18 protein-coding genes are annotated in these 16163 nt (G+C 63.3%); 8 read left to right on the forward strand and 10 right to left on the reverse strand.

The window, feature by feature from the left end:
• Positions 1 to 333 precede the first annotated feature (333 nt).
• Positions 334 to 1227, forward strand: a complete 894-nt coding sequence (gene argB / locus LB526_RS23935; protein WP_140845333.1) for an acetylglutamate kinase — start codon at positions 334 to 336, stop codon at positions 1225 to 1227.
• Between the two features lie 43 nt (positions 1228 to 1270).
• On the opposite strand, the gene bchE is transcribed toward argB, so the two are convergent.
• Both bchE and LB526_RS23945 read right to left on the reverse strand, forming a co-directional pair.
• Positions 1271 to 2839 (reverse strand): magnesium-protoporphyrin IX monomethyl ester anaerobic oxidative cyclase, encoded by a 1569-nt coding sequence (gene bchE / locus LB526_RS23940; RefSeq protein ID WP_224630025.1) that lies wholly within the window; start codon positions 2837 to 2839, stop codon positions 1271 to 1273.
• A gap of 102 nt (positions 2840 to 2941) precedes the next feature.
• Entirely contained in the window at positions 2942 to 3418 is a 477-nt protein-coding gene (locus tag LB526_RS23945) for an Lrp/AsnC family transcriptional regulator (RefSeq protein ID WP_095769494.1), read from the reverse strand.
• A 135-nt stretch (positions 3419 to 3553) separates the two neighbouring features.
• Between LB526_RS23945 and phhA the strand changes: the two genes are divergently transcribed.
• Positions 3554 to 4390: a phenylalanine 4-monooxygenase gene (gene phhA / locus LB526_RS23950; protein ID WP_224630026.1), complete on the forward strand. Its 837-nt coding sequence runs from the start codon at positions 3554 to 3556 to the stop codon at positions 4388 to 4390.
• A gap of 542 nt (positions 4391 to 4932) precedes the next feature.
• On the opposite strand, the gene LB526_RS23955 is transcribed toward phhA, so the two are convergent.
• The 3 genes from LB526_RS23955 to LB526_RS23965 all read right to left on the reverse strand — a co-directional run bounded on the left by LB526_RS23955 (position 4933) and on the right by LB526_RS23965 (position 7462).
• Positions 4933 to 6372, reverse strand: a complete 1440-nt coding sequence (locus LB526_RS23955) for a GMC oxidoreductase (protein WP_224630027.1) — start codon at positions 6370 to 6372, stop codon at positions 4933 to 4935.
• Positions 6369 to 6527 (reverse strand): hypothetical protein, encoded by a 159-nt coding sequence (locus LB526_RS23960; RefSeq protein WP_176477158.1) that lies wholly within the window; start codon positions 6525 to 6527, stop codon positions 6369 to 6371. Before LB526_RS23960 ends, LB526_RS23955 begins: the two co-directional genes overlap by 4 nt.
• A 173-nt stretch (positions 6528 to 6700) precedes the next feature.
• Positions 6701 to 7462 (reverse strand): GGDEF domain-containing protein, encoded by a 762-nt coding sequence (locus LB526_RS23965; RefSeq protein ID WP_224630028.1) that lies wholly within the window; start codon positions 7460 to 7462, stop codon positions 6701 to 6703.
• 150 nt (positions 7463 to 7612) lie between these two features.
• On the opposite strand from LB526_RS23965, the gene LB526_RS23970 reads away from it, so the two are divergent.
• Positions 7613 to 8320: a pyrimidine 5'-nucleotidase gene (locus LB526_RS23970; protein WP_095769490.1), complete on the forward strand. Its 708-nt coding sequence runs from the start codon at positions 7613 to 7615 to the stop codon at positions 8318 to 8320.
• Positions 8321 to 8716: 396 nt separating this feature from the next.
• Here the strand turns inward: LB526_RS23970 and LB526_RS23975 are convergent, their stop codons facing one another.
• From LB526_RS23975 to LB526_RS23985, 3 genes are all read right to left on the reverse strand, one after another.
• Positions 8717 to 9178: a hypothetical protein gene (locus tag LB526_RS23975; RefSeq protein ID WP_224630029.1), complete on the reverse strand. Its 462-nt coding sequence runs from the start codon at positions 9176 to 9178 to the stop codon at positions 8717 to 8719.
• The gene (locus tag LB526_RS23980; protein ID WP_224630030.1) at positions 9178 to 9630 is read right to left on the reverse strand and encodes a hypothetical protein; all 453 of its coding nucleotides are present in this window, start codon (positions 9628 to 9630) and stop codon (positions 9178 to 9180) included. The genes LB526_RS23975 and LB526_RS23980 overlap by 1 nt, the downstream gene beginning before the upstream one ends.
• Positions 9631 to 9821: 191 nt before the next feature.
• A complete protein-coding gene (locus LB526_RS23985; protein WP_176477154.1) occupies positions 9822 to 10238 on the reverse strand; it encodes a hypothetical protein in 417 nt (138 codons plus the stop codon).
• A gap of 223 nt (positions 10239 to 10461) precedes the next feature.
• Between LB526_RS23985 and LB526_RS23990 the strand changes: the two genes are divergently transcribed.
• Both LB526_RS23990 and LB526_RS23995 read left to right on the forward strand, forming a co-directional pair.
• Positions 10462 to 11169: a sensor histidine kinase gene (locus tag LB526_RS23990; RefSeq protein ID WP_224630031.1), complete on the forward strand. Its 708-nt coding sequence runs from the start codon at positions 10462 to 10464 to the stop codon at positions 11167 to 11169.
• Positions 11170 to 11461: 292 nt separating this feature from the next.
• Positions 11462 to 12085: a response regulator transcription factor gene (locus LB526_RS23995; RefSeq protein WP_318013285.1), complete on the forward strand. Its 624-nt coding sequence runs from the start codon at positions 11462 to 11464 to the stop codon at positions 12083 to 12085.
• Between the two features lie 29 nt (positions 12086 to 12114).
• Here LB526_RS23995 and LB526_RS24000 read toward each other — a convergent pair whose 3' ends face one another.
• Positions 12115 to 12954, reverse strand: a complete 840-nt coding sequence (locus tag LB526_RS24000) for an LOG family protein (protein WP_095769522.1) — start codon at positions 12952 to 12954, stop codon at positions 12115 to 12117.
• Positions 12955 to 13098: 144 nt separating this feature from the next.
• Between LB526_RS24000 and dapD the strand changes: the two genes are divergently transcribed.
• From dapD to LB526_RS24015, 3 genes are read left to right on the forward strand one after another with little or no spacing between them, the layout of a single operon-like run.
• Positions 13099 to 13953, forward strand: coding sequence for a 2,3,4,5-tetrahydropyridine-2,6-dicarboxylate N-succinyltransferase (gene dapD / locus LB526_RS24005; RefSeq protein WP_140845325.1), 855 nt, complete (start codon positions 13099 to 13101; stop codon positions 13951 to 13953).
• Between the two features lie 24 nt (positions 13954 to 13977).
• A complete protein-coding gene (locus tag LB526_RS24010; RefSeq protein ID WP_095769482.1) occupies positions 13978 to 14349 on the forward strand; it encodes a DUF805 domain-containing protein in 372 nt (123 codons plus the stop codon).
• A 6-nt stretch (positions 14350 to 14355) separates the two neighbouring features.
• Positions 14356 to 15123: a hypothetical protein gene (locus LB526_RS24015; RefSeq protein ID WP_224630033.1), complete on the forward strand. Its 768-nt coding sequence runs from the start codon at positions 14356 to 14358 to the stop codon at positions 15121 to 15123.
• Here the strand turns inward: LB526_RS24015 and LB526_RS24020 are convergent.
• Positions 15032 to 16066 carry a 2-dehydropantoate 2-reductase gene (locus tag LB526_RS24020; protein ID WP_224630034.1) on the reverse strand — a complete coding sequence of 345 codons (1035 nt, stop codon included), beginning with the start codon at positions 16064 to 16066 and terminating at the stop codon, positions 15032 to 15034. The two genes, LB526_RS24015 and LB526_RS24020, sit on opposite strands and share 92 nt — an antisense overlap.
• Positions 16067 to 16163: the final 97 nt, after the last annotated feature.

Raw genomic sequence — 16163 nt, forward strand, 5'->3', positions numbered from 1 at the left:
GCGGCGTCGCGAAGACCCTGGAATCCATTCCGTGACCTTAGTCAAAAGTGCAGCGGAGCAGAATTCTGCACCGCGGCGGCGCTCGGACGTTACGGAATTGGATCCTCGGGTCTGCGCGCGTCGTTACGCTCCTTGCTCCGCCCGTGGATGACGAGGCAGGGCCGTTTCGGCGAGTCTCCAAGGCATGCCGCTTGCAACGCAAAGGCAGCCGGCCGTTCAAAATCCGTGTGCTGGGGAACTGGCAGATATCGTTATTGTGACCGCAAAGCCGTTTGCGACCTGCGGCAATTCCAGCTAAGAGGCCGCCATTCACGCTAGCTGGGATCGATACCGATGACGGACATCGCCGCCAACGCCGAAATGCAGGCCGCGCTGCTCTCTCGCGCGCTGCCTTATATGCAGCGCTACGAGAACAAGACGGTGGTGGTGAAATATGGCGGGCATGCCATGGGCGATACGGAGCTCGGCAAGGCGTTCGCCCGCGACATCGCGCTGTTGAAACAATCCGGCGTCAATCCGATCGTCGTGCATGGCGGTGGGCCGCAGATCGGCGCGATGCTCACCAAGATGGGCATCGAATCCAAGTTCGAGGGCGGCCTGCGCGTCACCGACCAGAAGACGGTCGAGATCGTCGAGATGGTGCTGGCGGGCTCGATCAACAAGGAGATCGTGGCGCTGATCAACGCCGAGGGCGAGTGGGCGATCGGGCTCTGCGGCAAGGACGGCAACATGGTGTTCGCCGAAAAGGCGCGCAAGACCATGGTCGATCCGGATTCCAACATCGAGCGGGTGCTCGATCTCGGCTTCGTCGGCGAGCCGGTCGAGGTCGACCGCACGCTGCTCGACCTTCTGGCGCGCTCGGAAATGATCCCGGTGCTGGCACCGGTGGCGCCCGGCCGCGACGGCCACACCTACAACATCAATGCCGACACCTTTGCCGGCGCCATCGCCGGCGCCTGCCGCGCCTCGCGCCTGCTCTTCCTCACCGACGTGCCGGGCGTCCTCGACAAGAACAAGAAGCTGATCGACGAGCTGACCGTCGCCGAGGCCAGGGCGCTGATCAAGGACGGCACGGTGTCGGGCGGCATGATCCCGAAGGTCGAGACTTGCATCGAGGCGATCGAGCGCGGCGTCGAAGGCGTCGTCATCCTCAACGGCAAGACGCCGCATTCGGTGCTGCTGGAGCTGTTTACCGAGCACGGCGCCGGCACGCTGATCGTTCCGTAAGGAAGGCAAGTTCACCATTTCCATGCAATGGTGAGCCGCCATGTCAGCCGGCTAACTTTCTTGTCGCCGGCGCGCCTCGATCTTCAATGACCGGCGCGACGGACTTGCGTGGCTGACGCCCGACGATCATCGATTCCTCCTCGGCGTCCTGCGGCGCGCCCCAGAATTCGGCTAATGTCGGCCCATCCGTGATGCGGCCGTCGCGGACCAGAAATCCCCAGACCTCGCGGAACCAGACGCGGCGGCCCATCTTCGTGTACCAGCGCATCGAATGGCGCTGCTCGGGATCGGGGTGGAACAGGATGCGCGCCAGCGCCTTCGGCCGCGACTGCACCGCCACCTCGATCAGCTTGACGGCGAAGAACAGCATCCAGGGTTTCAGCCTGGTCATGTGCAGAACCTGGTGCTTGTAATCCCACAGGCGCACATCCTGCTGGATCACCTTGCGGTCCTTGGCGATGCGGAAGAACGGCGTCCAGCGATGCGGCGTGACATAGAGCGCCTGGATCTGGTCGGGGTCATAGGCGATGAGCTGGCGGAAGCCGCGCCAGAGATCGCGCAAGGTCTCGTCCTCGAAGCCGGCAACCCAGGTCGCCATCGACAGGATGCCGTGCCGCCTGAGCAGCCGGATCGCCTCGCGGTCGGACTTCGTGCTGCCGCCCTTGCGGATCAGCGACAGCGTCTGCTCGTCGGTGTTCTCCATGCCGAGCAGCCAGCGGATGACGCCGGCCCTGCGATAAAGATGCAGGATATCGGCATCGCGCACGATATCGTCGGCGCGGGTCGAGCCGACGATCAGCACCGGCACGTTCTCGGCGATCATGGCGTCGAGAAAGGCGCGCCAGGCCTTTTTCGAGGAAGTCGGGTTCTCGTCGGCCAGATTGATCAGCTCGACGCCGTGCTCGCGATGCAGCCAGGCAATCTCTCTGGCGAATTTGACCGGGTCGCGATGGCGCCAGCGGGTCCAGAAACCGCGCTGGCCGCAATAGTTGCACAGATGCGGGCAGCCGCGCGAGAACTGCATGACCACGGCCCGCTTGCCGCCCCAATAGGAGTAGCGGCGGTGATCGATCAGCTCCCAGCCGACTCGCCAGGCATCGAGGTCGGCTATGGTCATCGCCGCCTGCGTCGCGACAGGACGGCCGAAATCGTCGCGATAGGCGATGCCGGCGACGCTCGCCACCGGCTGGCGCATCTCGATTGCCTCGACCAGCGCCGTCGCGGTCGCCTCGCCTTCGCCCCGCACGATGAAATCGAAGACGTCGCTCGCGGCGAGAATGTCGCGCCAGTGATAGGTCGGGAAGACGCCGCCATAGATGACAACGACGCCCGGCGCGCGGGCCTTGATCATTTCGGCGATCTTCAAGGCGGTCGGATGCGCCGAGGTCGAGCCGGAATGGCCGATCAGCACGAAATCCGGATCGCCGCGCAGCGCCTCGTCCACCACCGCCGCAAGTGGCATCGGACCGAACTCGGCGTCGACCAGGCGCACCTGATGGCCGGAATCGATCAGCGGCCCGCCGATGGCCAAAAGACCGAGCGGCGGCAGGTGGTCGTCGGGCACACGGCTGCCGATGGCGGTGTGCGGCGGATTGATAAGCACGATGTTCAAGGCGGACCTCCATGTTGGTCCGCTTGTGTTAATGACAGATGCCGGAGCCGCCTTGGCGCGGTTCAGCAGTTTCCACGCAGCTTTTCGCCAGATTTGACCGGATCAGCGCCGCAGATGGCTGAGCGGCACGTGGCCGGGTCCCTTGATGTTCTGCAGCACCAGTTGCGTATGGACGTCGCGCACGCCGGGCAGACGCATTAGTCGGTGCATGACGAAGGCGTTCAAATCGTCCACCGACGGCACCAAGACATGCAGCAGGAAATCGTAATCGCCTGTCATGGTCCAGCAGGACGAGACCTCGTCCATGCGCTGCACGGCGGCGATGAAGCTTTCGGGCGAGCCGTCGCTGTGGCTGACCAGCCGCACCTGGATGAACACCTCGACGGTCAAGCCCACGGCGCGGCGGCTGAGCACCGCGGCAAAGCCCTTGATGATACCGGCTTCCTGCAGGGCCTCGAAGCGGCGCGCGCAAGGCGTGGTCGACAGGCCGATCTCTTGCGCCAGCTCCGAGACGGGCTTGCGGCCATCGCGCTGCAGGATGTCGAGCATCCTTATCTCGAAATCGTCAAATTGAGGCATTTTTTCTCAGACTTGCGTTGAACTGAGCGTTTTTACCCCCAAAACAGCTAGTGTGCCATAAACAAAGCTGATTTGCCTCAGCGGTCGCTTCTAAACTCCCCTTCACGATCCGCCGATCACGATCTTGAGGAGGATATGATGACGATCAGCGTTGCCGATTATGCCGCCGAATGCGCGGCGCAAGGTCTGCGGGGCGACTATTCGGTCTGCCGCAGCGATTTCACCGTGGCGCAGGGCTACGGCTACTCCGCCGAGGAACAGGCGGTGTGGCGCACGCTTTGCGATCGCCAGACGAAGCTGACGCGTAAGCTCGCGCACCGCTCGTATCTGGACGGCGTCGCCGCGCTCGGCCTGCTCGACAGGATTCCGGATTTCGATGCCGTCAGCGAAAAGCTTGCCAAGCTGACGGGTTGGGAGATCGTTGCGGTGCCCGGCCTCATTCCGGCCGGCCCCTTCTTCGATCATCTCGCCAATCGGCGCTTCCCGGTGACCAATTGGCTGCGGACCAAGAAAGAGCTCGACTACATCGTCGAGCCGGACATGTTCCACGATTTCTTCGGCCATGTGCCGATCCTGACCCAGCCGGTGTTCGCCGATTTCATGCAGATGTATGGCCGGAAGGCGGAAGATCTGATCGCGCTCGGCGGCGACGAGATGATCACAAGGCTCTACTGGTACAGCGCCGAATACGGCCTCATCCAGGAAGCCGGCCAGCCGTTGAAAGCTTTCGGCGCCGGGCTGATGTCGTCCTTCACCGAGCTGCAATTCGCGGTCGAGAGCAAGGACGCGCACCATGTGCCGTTCGACCTCGAGACGGTGATGCGCACCGGCTATGAGATCGACAAGTTCCAGCGCGCCTATTTCGTGCTGCCGTCCTTCGATGCGCTGCGCGATGCTTTCGCCCATGGCGACCTCGCCGGCATCGTGGCGCGGTTCAAGGGCCAGCCGGCGCTCGACCCGTCAACAATCTGAGGTCGGTTTTCGCCCAACCGACATTCAGCGCGGTTCAGCTGCCGACAGGCGGCTGGGCCGCTTTGTGCTTTTTGCAATTAGTTCCCCAGCACAGGGATTTTGACCGGTTGGCTATGTTTGCGTTGGCAGATGCCATGCCTTGGCGGTTAGCCGAAACGCCCACCCAGTCGTCATCCACGGGCGGAGCAAGGAGCGAAGCGACGCGCGCGACCCGAGGATCCAGTCCGTGTCGCATGAGCGCTGCCGCGGTGCAGAATTCTGCTCAGCTGCACTCTTTGATCAGAGCCACGGAATGTATTCCAGGGTCTCCGCGACGCCGCTTCGCGGCTGCTCCGCCCTGGAATGACGAGGTTGGAAGGCTTCCGCCAATCGCCAACGTCACCGAAAGAAACGGTGAAAATCGTGCCCGTCGACAAACGGCAATTTTTCAAAATCCTGCGCTGATCCTCTGGCTATGCCTTGTCAGGCTCGGCCTTGATCCTGGCCAACTGCTCGCTCTGCAGGGCGTGTGCCGCATTGATGAATGCGCAGCACGGTCGAGATCAGACGGCGATCACCTTGCCCAGATGCTCGCCGAGGCGGCAGGCGAGCGCGGTGATGGTCGTCGTCGGATTGCACTGGCCCGACGTGCAGAACACCGACGAGCCGCCGACATAGAGATTGTCCATGCCGTGCACCTTGCAATTGGCGTCGACGACGCTCTTCAAGACGTCGGTTCCCATGCGGGTGCCGCCCATATGGTGGTGGCCGGCCGTTTCCTCATTGGTCGGGTAATCGCCGCCATTGCTGATCCAGTCGTCGATGCGGACGCGGCCGAGATTCTTCTGCGCCATAGTCGTGCCGAAAAGCTTCAGGCCTTCGAGCAGCGTGCGGCGCTCGAGCGGCGATTTCTTCCAGTGCAGTTCGATACGCGGCACGCCGGCGTGGTCGACATCGGACTTCGACAGCGCGATCTGGTTGGAGGCAAGCGGCGCCTGTTCCCAGGCGACGTAGAGCTGGGCGGCGCAGTGCAGCCTCTGGTCCAGCTGGGAAGACATCCATTCCGCCATATTGGGCGCCGTGCAGGCGAGATCGGCGATCAATTTCTTGACATTCGGATAGGGGCTCTCGATCAGGCGGATACCGAAATTCATGATCTGCAGCCGCTCCATCGCGGCAAGCGTCGGCGAGAAGAAGGCTTCTTTCGAGGCGTCGACCTCGAACTCCGAGTAATTGGCGAGGATGGCATTGCCGCCCTGGAAGGTCGGATGCTCCATCCAGTAGCGGCCGAGCGCCGCCGCATTCGGCACCACGCCGCCATTCGAGCGCTCATTCGACCACAACAGCAGCCGCGAGTTCTCCAGCCCGCCGGTGCAGGTGACGAAATAGTCCGCCGCGAAGGTGCCGGCATCCTGGCCGTTCGACCAGAGCTTCGCGCCGGTGACGCGCTTGCCGTCGCCGGTGAGCTCGGTCGCGTAGGTATTGAGCACGACGGCGATGTTCCTGCTCTTGTCGAGCTCGTCGGCGAACTTCTCGCCGAAGCGAACCGCCGGGCTCTTGATCAATTGAACCCAGCGGATGTCGTCCGAAACCGGGACGTCGGGACGGAAATCGGGCAGCTCGAGGATATTGTGAACTTCGCCAAGATAGGGCTCGATGTCGGCGCGGCCGATCGGCCAGCCGGTGTCCGGCGCCCAGGCCTTGGGCTCGAAGTCCTGTTTGTCGAGCACGCGGCACCAGCCGGCCCAGTGATTGGACGAGCCGCCCATGAAGCGCAGCCTGGTGATGTCGAGGTCGAAATAGAAATCGCCGACCGTCTTGCCGCGGTAGAAATCCTGCGAATCGTCGCTGAACTCGCGCGAACCCGCCTCCAGCACGACCACCGGGATGCCGGCTGCGCCGAGCTTCCTGGCGATCGTCGTGCCGGCCGGGCCGGAGCCGAGAATGCAGGCCTTGGGTCTGAAGCCGGCCTGCTTGTAGGCCTCGTAGCTGTCGAAGATCATGTGAGGTCGCTTCGCCGCAGGATCCAGCCATTGATCTCGACGATCTCATCGGCATCGACCACGGGTTGCTGGCTGCGAAACAGCGACAGGGCAGGAAGCGCGATCAGCGCCTGCACGATCGCGCGGCGCGACATTTTTCTCATGAACCTGCTCATGACACGTCTCTCGACAGGGGCCTCGATCCACGCATGCCGTTCCTCAACGGCACATATGCCGCCTGGGAGCCCAATTCCGTGCCAGACCCAGGTGAAAACGGCGTTACACCAGGAAGTTTAGCGCGGTTGAATATGGACATGGTTAGGGCATTCCTAACGCCTGCGGCGAGGCTTCATGCCGCCTCGGGCAATTCGCGGTCGAGGATCGAAAGATTGCGGCCGCGGCTCTTGGCTTCGTAAAGCCTGCGGTCGGCGGCGCGCATCAAATCGGATACGGTCGCGCTCTCGCCGCAGCAGATGCCGCCGATCGAAACCGTGAGCGGCACGGTCCGCTCGTCGATCGGGCGGAAACGGATCAGCTCGACCTCGCGGCGGATGCGTTCGGCGATATGCTTGGCTTCCGGTTCGCTGGCGCCAACCAGGAAAGCCGCGAATTCCTCGCCGCCTATGCGGCCGAGCAGGTCGCCGCTGCGAATGCCGCGTTCGATGGCGCCGGCGATCAAAAGCAGCGCTTCGTCTCCGGTCAGATGACCGTAACTGTCATTGATCCTCTTGAAGTGATCTGCGTCGATGATGAGCAGCGCGCCGCGATCGCTCTTGCGCCGCGAACCGTCGAGCGCGGCGAAAAAGGTCTCGCGGTTGAGCATGCCGGTCATGTCGTCCCGGCTTGCCTTTTCCGACAGGCGCCTGTGCGCCGCCGCGAGCTGCGCGTGGGCCCGGGCAAGCTCGCGATGAGCATTCTGCAACCGATCGCTCTGCCAGAAGCTGCTGGCGCTGGCGGCCCAGGCGAGGACGAGCGGACAAACCGTCGACGCCAGCCAGACCGTGCGGCTCATCGGAAAGCCCATCGCCGGCATCACAATCAGCGTCAACAACAGCGAGGCAGCGACCGAAGCGAACGCCACGGCAGCGGCCCTCAAAATTATGCGACTCATCACTTGCTCCCAAGGGTCAGCTTGTGTGCCAGCAAGCGTTAAAGGCGACCTTTCCAGGACTTTTAAAATTTGAAGCGAGGCGCCATTTTCACATTTCGTGACGCGCATAAGTTGTGGATAAATCCAGCGTCGGCATGCCATAAGAAACCCATGACAACGACACCCGATCCCGCCCGCTTCGCCCATGTCACGGACTGGGTGTTCGACCTCGACAACACGCTCTATCCGCATCACTCGAACCTGTTCGCGCAGATCGACGTGAAGATGACCGCCTATGTCGGCGAGCTGCTGACGCTTTCGCGCGACGACGCGCGCAAGCTGCAGAAGGAGCTCTACCTGGAATACGGCACGACGCTGAACGGGCTGATGAAGCGGCACGGCATCGATCCCGACGATTTCCTCGAGAAGGTGCACGACATCGACTATTCGCGGCTGGTGCCGGATCCGGTGCTGGGCGCAGCGATCCGCCAGCTTCCCGGGCGCAAGTTCATCTTCACCAATGGCGACCGCAGGCACGCCGAACGCACCGCGCGCCAGCTCGGCATACTGGAACATTTCGACGCCATCTTCGACATCGTCGCGGCGGGGCTGAGCCCCAAGCCGGAGCGCCAGACCTATGAGCGTTTTGCCGAATTGCACTCGGTGACCGGGCACAATGCGGTGATGTTCGAGGATCTGGCGCGCAATCTGGCCGTGCCGAAAACGCTCGGCATGACGACCGTGCTGGTGGTGCCGCGCAATTTCGAGCCGACCTTCTCGGAGATCTGGGAACGCGACCCCGCAAACGAGGACGACGTCGATTTCGTCACCGACGACCTCGCCGGTTTCCTGACCGCGATCGTCGACGTCGTAGCCTAACGATGTTTGCATAGGCATGCCTTGGCGATTGGCCGAAACGCCCATCGCGATCGTCATCCACGGGCGGAGCAAGGAGCGAAGCGACGCGCGCAGACCCGAGGATCCATTCCGTGACGTATGAGCGCTGCCGCAGAATTCTGCTCCGCTGCACTCTTTCATCAGGGTCACGGAATGGATTCCAGGGTCTCCGCGACGCCGCTTCGCGGCTGCTCCGCCCTGGAATGACGAGGTTCGGGCGACTTCAGCCAATCGCCGGCGTTTGCGCTGATTTCGGAAATGGGCGGTGAATATCTGGCCTAGGCCTGCGACCTTGTATCGAAGACCTAGGGCCGTCTCACGGAAACGGCGAAACGCAATTCCGGGCGGAAGACCGCTGCGCACTTTCCTGGAATTGCTCTAATCGAAATCCGGAATCGTGCCGGGCGGCAGTCCCAGCCGGCCGTTCAGCTCCTTCAAAAACCGGCACAGGTCCGGATTGCCTGCTGCTCTCGTACTGTTGCCATTGCCGTCCGACGCATAGCCGTTGCCATGGCCATTGCCGCAATTGGTGTTGCCGTTGAAGCTGCCGCCATTGAAGTTGCCGCTGAAACTTCCGGCATTGCCGTTGCCGTTGAAATTGCCGCTGTTGCCATTGCCGTTGAAGTTGCCGGAATTTCCGTTGCCGTTGAAATTTCCGGTATTGCCAAGACCGTTGGCGACACCGGCCCCGATTGGAAGCTCGGCAATCCTGACCAGGGTCGAGGCGTCGGCGGCCAGGAACGCGGCAAGCAGCGAGCCGACCGCGAGGCCGTTTCCGTCAGCGAGCCTTGCGGCCACCCGGCGCCTGCGAGGCCGGGTGGATGAGCTGAAGCCGGTCATCAGCGGTTTCCCCGGCCGTTGGAGTTGCCGTTGAAGGCGCCGACGTTGCCGTTTCCGTTGAAGTTGCCGCCGTTGAAGTTGCCATTGCCTGCACCGATGTTGCTGTTGCCGTTATATTGGCCGGTGTTGGAGTTGCCGTTGAAGGCGCCAATGTTGCCGTTGCCGCTTGTCGACGAGGTGTTGTTGTTGCCGTTGAAAGCGCCGACATTGCCGGTGCCGCTGTTGAAGGCGCCGACATTGCCCGTACCGCTGTTCTTGTAGCCGACATTGCCGCCGAAATTGCCGAGCGGGTTCATGCCCCTGACGTTCGCGCCGATGGATTGGCCGTATTTGCCGACCGCTCCCTGGACGGCCGACATGCCGAAGGCCTGGCTGCCCGTCGCGGTGTCAGCCTTCGCCGCGGTTGCGCTCAACAACCCCAGGCATAGCGCCAGTATGATGTAGCGTTTCATCTGCGAGCTCCTTCCATGGCTTAGCTTTTGAAATTGGGATCTGTTGCAAAAAGGATTGGGCGAAAAGGACTGGGACCGCCGGCGACATGTCGCGGTAGCCTTGCGCGGGGGACGGGCGCTTGGCTCGACGGTCCCAGAACCGTCAGCGTCTTTCCAAGCTGAAGCTTGGCGACGCCGGCGGTTGGGCGGGACTAGTGGTTCCCGTTGCCGTTTCCGTTGCCGTTGCCGACACCGGCGTTGCCGTTGCCGTTGGCGCTTCCGTTTCCGATACCCCAGTTCCCGTTGCCGTTCAGGTTGCCGTTGCCGAGGCCGAAATTGCCGTTGCCGTTGCCGTTGCCGTTGGCGGCGCCGGCATTGAGGTTGCCGTTATAGTTGCCGTTGAAGGCGCCCATATTGGCGTTCCCGTTCCCATTGCCGTTGCCGAAGCCGAAATTGCCATTGCCGTTGAAGTTGCCGTTGAAGGCGCCGGTGTTGGCGTTGCCGTTGCCATTGCCGTTGCCGACGCCGACATTGCCGTTGCCGTTGCCGTTGCCGCTACCGACCGAAAATGCGGATGCCGAACCGGTCAGAGCCGACAGCACGGCCGCGGCCAGGATGATCTTTCTCATGACGTTCTCCTTGGTTGGTGTTGAGCTTCCCGGCCAGTTCAAGGTGACCGGGAGGACGCTCTAAGGATGCACGCGGAAATAGCGCCCATGAATTCGGGCTGATCGGCAGGTGCGGCCGGTTTTTCTGCTGACCCCCGTGTCAGGAAAAGTTGAAGCAATCGGGAAAAAACTGACAGGCATAAAGGCGTATGCCGGGTGTATATTGCGCGCAGCATCAACCCTTGTGCCTCTTCTCGCGGGCGCGGCGTTGACGGTGGAGGGTGGCATCGACACCGGCAAAGGTGAAAGCTCGGGAAAGCGCCGTGGTCTGGCGCGGCATCTGGTTGCCGTGCAGGAAGAGCAGCGCCTGCGCCTGTCGCGCGAGCTGCATGACGATCTTGGCCAGCTGCTCGCCAGCGTCGCGCTCGAATTGCACATCGTTCGCGCCGGCTCGCCGGAGATGGACGTCCGCCTGGAGCGCGCCGCGATGCTTATCGACCAGCTGAGCGCCAGGGTGCATGACGCCGCCTGGAGCCTGCGACCCGCGGACCTCGATCACCAAGGCCTCAGAGCTTCGGTCGAGGACCTAGCCACCGTGCTTTGCGGTCAACTTGGCATTGCATGCGAGATGGATCTTGAAGCCCTGTCGAGCCCGCCGCCTGCCGAGATCGCGCTCACTTTGTACCGCATTGCGCAGGAAGCGCTCACCAATATCGGCAAGCATGCCGCGCCGGGCCGCGTAAGCGTCACGGCGCACATCCAGGACGATCGGATACGCCTGACGATCGAGGATGACGGCCGCGGCTTCGACGCCAGCGCCGAACCCGGTCCGGGCCATTTGGGCCTTGCCGGCATGAGGGAGCGGCTGGCGCTGGTCGGTGGCAAATTGTCGGTTGAAACCGCCAGGGGCAAGGGGACCACCATTTACGCCGATGTGCCTCTGGCCGGCTGATCGACGGTCCGGCCGACAAGACGCGAACAAGTCTGAAACGGCATCTTCTGCGTCAGGTGGGGTTACGTGAAGCGCTGCACATCCCGGACATTAGCGGTGGCTTACAGTCCGGCTTCATTGGGTTAGGCGGGGGATGGCTTACCCGTTGCGGCCGTTCAGGCCGCCAGAACAGACGGGCGTCCCGCGCCAGGCGGGCCAGTTGCCTAGACCATCAAGGACAAGAGGACCCTTTCCGCGTGACAGGGCCTTTGGCAGACTGATGGAGGTTAAGGTGTGCTGCAGGCGCATATTCGTGGTCGATGACCATCCGATCATCCTGTCGGGTGTCGGCGCGATGATCGACAGCCAGGACGATCTGGCGATCGTCGGACTGGCCGGAAATGCCGAGGATGCTCTTGAAGGGATCGGCAAGACGCTACCCGATGTGGCCGTGGTCGACATATCGCTTCCCGGCGTCAACGGGGTCACGCTGATCGAACGGCTTGGCGAACGCTTTCCCGAGGTCAGCTGCATAGCGCTGACGGCGCATGAGGACCCAGGGTGCCTGCGCCAGGTGCTTGCGGCCGGCGGCCGGGGCTTCGTGGTCAAGCGGTCGACGGCGACGGACCTGCTGCAGGCCATCCGCTGCGTGTTGGCCGGCGACAACTATGTCGATCCGGCGCTCGCCGCGCGTATATTGAGCCCGCGCGGCACCACCCAGGGCGATCCCGGCAATCTCAGCGAACGGGAACGGTCGGTCATCCAGCTGGTGGCGCTCGGCTACAGCAACAAGGAAATCTCATCCAGGCTCAATCTCAGCATAAAGACGATCGAGACCTACCGCACCAGGGCAACCGAGAAGCTCGCGCTGCACTCACGGGCGGCCATCGTGCGTTTCGCGCACTCGAATGGCTGGCTGGTCGAGCTGCCGGCGTAGGCAGACCGGGCAGGTTTGTCTTCCCGCCCTTAAAGCTTGTAGAAGCGGCGGATGATCTCCCAGGCCTCTTCGGCCGTGTCGACGAAATCGATGATGTCCTGGTCGCCGGGCGAGATCGTGCCCTGCTCGGCGAGGAAATCGAGATCGATCGCCCTTTGCCAGAACGCCTTGCCGAACAGGATGACCGGGACGCGCTCCATGCGTCCCGTCTGGATGAGCGTCAGCGTCTCGAAGAACTCGTCCATCGTGCCGAAGCCGCCCGGAAACACCGCGACCGCCTTGGCGCGCATGACGAAATGCATCTTGCGGACGGCGAAATAGTGGAAGTTGAAGCACAGCTCCGGCGTGACATAGGCGTTGGGCGCCTGCTCGTGCGGCAGCACGATGTTCAAGCCGATCGACGGCGCGCCGACATCGTCGGCGCCGCGGTTGCCGGCTTCCATGACGCCGGGCCCGCCGCCGGTGACGACGACATATTCACGATAATAGGAGGTGGCCGACTGCTGCGAGCACAGACGCGCGAATCTGCGCGCTTCTTCGTAATATTTGCTGTTCGCCTCGAGGTTCTTCTTCTGCGTCTCGTTCTTGGCCGCCCAGGCCTCGCCGCCTGGTTCCGGCAGGCGGGCGCCGCCGAACAGGATGACGGTCGAATGAATGCCGCGTTCGGCCAGGATCATTTCCGGCTTCAGGAGCTCGAGCTGCAGCCGCACGGCACGCAATTCGCGGCGCGTCATGAACTCGGGATCGTTCCAGGCCAGCCGGTAGGTCTCGGCACGCGTCTGCGGGGTATCCGGCACGCCTTTCGAGCGCTCCAGATCCTCGTCCGAATGCGGCAGCGGCGTCCACCCTGCCTTTTCCATGGGAGTCATCGAATCCACCCGTCCAATTCCTTCACTTGCGCCGTCCCGTGCCGCAGGCGCGATTGACCCCCATTGAGCCTTAACATAGGGTCCGCGCGACTTTTAAACAGGTTAAGGCGTGGCCCCTTAACAGCTTGGTAATGGAGCGAAATCATGTCGAAGCCCGATCTGGCGAGCCTCGAAAGAACCATCGAGAAGGCCTTCGAGGAGCGCGACGCGATTTCGACCGCGACGCGAGGCGAGACGCGCGATGCCATCCAGTCGGCGCTCGACCTGCTCGACCGCGGCGTCGCCCGCGTCGCCGAACGGCAGGACGACGGCAAGTGGCACGTCAACCAGTGGCTGAAGAAGGCGGTGCTGCTCTCCTTCCGGCTGAACCCGATGGAGATCATCAAGGGTGGTCCCGGCCAGGCCGTGTGGTGGGACAAGGTGCCGTCCAAGTTCGACGGCTGGAGCGCCGTCGACTTCGAGAAGGCAGGCTTCCGCGCCGTGCCGTCCTCGATCGTGCGCCGGTCGGCCTATGTCGCGCCGGGCGCCGTGCTGATGCCGTCCTTCGTCAATGTCGGGGCCTATGTCGACACCGGCACGATGGTCGACACCTGGGCTTCGGTCGGCTCCTGCGCCCAGATCGGCAAGAACGTGCATCTTTCCGGCGGCGTCGGCATCGGCGGCGTGCTGGAGCCGATGCAGGCCGGCCCGACCATCATCGAGGACAATTGCTTTATCGGCGCGCGCTCCGAAGTGGTCGAAGGCTGCATCGTTCGCGAAGGCTCGGTGCTCGGCATGGGCGTGTTCATCGGCCAGTCGACCAAGATCGTCGACCGTGCCACCGGCGAGGTCTTTTACGGCGAGGTGCCGCCGAACTCGGTCGTCGTCGCCGGATCGCTGCCCGGAAAGCCGCTACCCAATGGCGAGCCGGGCCCGAGCCTCTACTGCGCCGTCATCGTCAAGCGCGTCGACGCCAAGACCCGCTCGAAGACCTCGATCAACGAATTGCTGCGCGATTGATCCTCCACGACGGAGCGGACGCCATTGGCTGAACGATCGCAATTCCTCTGGCTGTTCTTCAGCCTTTCGGGGCGGCTGAGCCCGGTCGCCTACGCGCTGGCCGGGATTTTGCTGGTCCTTGTCCAGTTTTTCCCGTTCTACCAGTTCGCGCGGGTGGAGCTGAACACGACCGCCAGCCAGAACTGGGCCATGATATGCTGGGGCGTGCTGCTGATCTCGGCCTGGGCCACCTTCGCGGTGACGGCGAAGCGCTTTCATGATTTCGGCAAGCCGACCTATTTTGCACTGATCTCGCTCATCATCGGTCCTATCCTGCTCATCATCCTTTCCTGTTTCCGCAGCGATCCCGGACCGAACCGCTACGGCAGGCGCACCAACGCGCCGGGCGATAGCTGAAGTCGCATGCGCTATCGAACGCTCGACCCGGCGCGGATCATCGAGACTGCCCAGAGGCTCGAGGAGCGCGTTGCGGAGCGTTTCCCGGAAAGGGGCCTGCGCGCCGTTGCCGCCGAACTGGTGTCGCTGTCGCGCGACCTCGCCAAGGCCGCCAAGGAACTGGAAGCGCCGATCTGGTGGCTGCGCGGCGTTATCGTCGCGGCCTTCGTCGCCGGCGTGGCGATGTTCCTGTTCGTCGGCACCATCCTGCCGCTCGACCGCATTTCGGGCGCCGACGATGCCGTGCAGTCGATGCAAGGCATCGAGGCGACGATCAACACGGTCATCCTCGCCGCGTTGGGGCTGCTGGCGCTGATCCGCACCGAGGAGCGGATCAAGCGCAAGAAGGTTTTCCGGCAGCTGCACGGGCTGCGCTCGCTGATCCATGTCATCGACATGCATCAATTGACCAAGGATCCGGCGACCTTGTCGGCCGATTTCAAGCCAACCTCGCACTCGCCCGCCCGCATCACCGATGCGGCCGACCTGGCGCGCTATCTCGACTATTGCTCCGAAATGCTGTCGATCGCCGGCAAGGTCGCGGCGCTGTTCGCGCAATCGGTCAATGACGATGTCGTCGTCAATGCCGTCAACGATATCGAGAATCTGAGCTCCAACCTGTCGCGCAAGATCTGGCAGAAGATCACGCTGATCGAGGACCGCCGCCGACCGCTTCCGGCCCGAGCCCGGGCGGACCGCGCTTTTCCGCTTCCGCCTGACGCACCAGCGTCGTGACGCGTTCGTTGACCGGCGTCGGTATGCCCGTTTGCCTGGCCAGGCGAATGACAGCGCCCTGCAATTCGTCGATCTCGGTCGGGCGGCCGCGTTTCAGGTCGTCCCACATCGACGAGCGCGCCTGAGGGTCGATCGCAAGCATGCGACGCGCCAGAAGCCCGAACAGCCAGTCGGGCAGCCGCAGCACTTTCGGCAGCAGCGACGGCGGCAGGCCGGTGATGCGCGCAGGTGCTATGCCCGCCGCCCACATCGCGGCGAGCGCTTCATCGATCTGGCCGGCCAGGATGACGCGCCAGCTTCGGTCGGCCAATTGCTTCGCCAGCGGCAGGTCGGAAAGCGCGACGAGGGCATTGTTGAGGTTCATCAGCAATTTGCCCCACTGCACCGCCTTCATGTCGGCGCGCGCTTCGACGGCAAGCCCATCGACGTCGAGCAGATCGACAAGGCCGTCGACGCCGTGGTCGATCATCACCTCGCCCTGGCTGGCGCGATGCGCACGCAATGGCGCCTCGCCATCGGGCGACAGGACGACGTTGAACATCACCATGCCGGTCAGCACCCGCCGTCCAGGAAGCGCGGCGCGCAGCCTGTCCGCGTTGTCGACGCCGTTCTGCAGGCTGACCACCACGGCATCAGCGCGTCCGTGGGCGGCGACCAGCCCGGCCATCTCCTCGGTTGCGCCGCTCTTCACCGTCACCAGGATGACATCCGCATCGGGGAGCGCTGCTGCCGGATCGTCGGAGGCCGAAATCGCTTGCGCTTCGATGCGGCATTCACGGCCATCAAGATCGCTGACGCGCAGCCCGCTTTCGCGCATGGCCGCGACGACACGGCCGCGGCCGAGGAAGACGACCTTGCGTCCAGCGAGCGCCAGGCAGCCGCCGACATAGCAGCCGATGCTGCCGGCGCCGGCTATCGCGATCGTCTTCGTTTCACGGGCCATGCACTCGTCCTCGCGCGGCCGGCACCTTACTATTATGCATGTCGCTCTCCCAGAACCGCTGCACACTTGCGGGCGATATGCATTTACCCGTCATGAA

This window comes from Mesorhizobium sp. CA6, assembly GCF_020165035.1.
In the GTDB taxonomy this organism is placed as follows: domain Bacteria; phylum Pseudomonadota; class Alphaproteobacteria; order Rhizobiales; family Rhizobiaceae; genus Mesorhizobium.

Excerpts from the sequence above, each read along its gene's own strand:
- argB (WP_140845333.1), top strand. The coding sequence starts at position 334 with ATGACGGACATCGCCGCCAACGCCGAAATGCAGGCCGCGCTGCTCTCT.
- phhA (WP_224630026.1), top strand. The coding sequence starts at position 3,554 with ATGATGACGATCAGCGTTGCCGATTATGCCGCCGAATGCGCGGCGCAA.
- LB526_RS23985 (WP_176477154.1), bottom strand. The coding sequence starts at position 10,238 with ATGAGAAAGATCATCCTGGCCGCGGCCGTGCTGTCGGCTCTGACCGGT.
- LB526_RS23965 (WP_224630028.1), bottom strand. The coding sequence starts at position 7,462 with ATGAGTCGCATAATTTTGAGGGCCGCTGCCGTGGCGTTCGCTTCGGTC.
- LB526_RS23970 (WP_095769490.1), top strand. The coding sequence starts at position 7,613 with ATGACAACGACACCCGATCCCGCCCGCTTCGCCCATGTCACGGACTGG.
- LB526_RS24000 (WP_095769522.1), bottom strand. The coding sequence starts at position 12,954 with ATGACTCCCATGGAAAAGGCAGGGTGGACGCCGCTGCCGCATTCGGAC.
- LB526_RS24015 (WP_224630033.1), top strand. The coding sequence starts at position 14,356 with ATGCGCTATCGAACGCTCGACCCGGCGCGGATCATCGAGACTGCCCAG.
- dapD (WP_140845325.1), top strand. The coding sequence starts at position 13,099 with ATGTCGAAGCCCGATCTGGCGAGCCTCGAAAGAACCATCGAGAAGGCC.
- LB526_RS23960 (WP_176477158.1), bottom strand. The coding sequence starts at position 6,527 with ATGAGCAGGTTCATGAGAAAAATGTCGCGCCGCGCGATCGTGCAGGCG.
- LB526_RS23975 (WP_224630029.1), bottom strand. The coding sequence starts at position 9,178 with ATGACCGGCTTCAGCTCATCCACCCGGCCTCGCAGGCGCCGGGTGGCC.
- LB526_RS23945 (WP_095769494.1), bottom strand. The coding sequence starts at position 3,418 with ATGCCTCAATTTGACGATTTCGAGATAAGGATGCTCGACATCCTGCAG.
- LB526_RS23980 (WP_224630030.1), bottom strand. The coding sequence starts at position 9,630 with ATGAAACGCTACATCATACTGGCGCTATGCCTGGGGTTGTTGAGCGCA.
- LB526_RS24020 (WP_224630034.1), bottom strand. The coding sequence starts at position 16,066 with ATGGCCCGTGAAACGAAGACGATCGCGATAGCCGGCGCCGGCAGCATC.
- LB526_RS23955 (WP_224630027.1), bottom strand. The coding sequence starts at position 6,372 with ATGATCTTCGACAGCTACGAGGCCTACAAGCAGGCCGGCTTCAGACCC.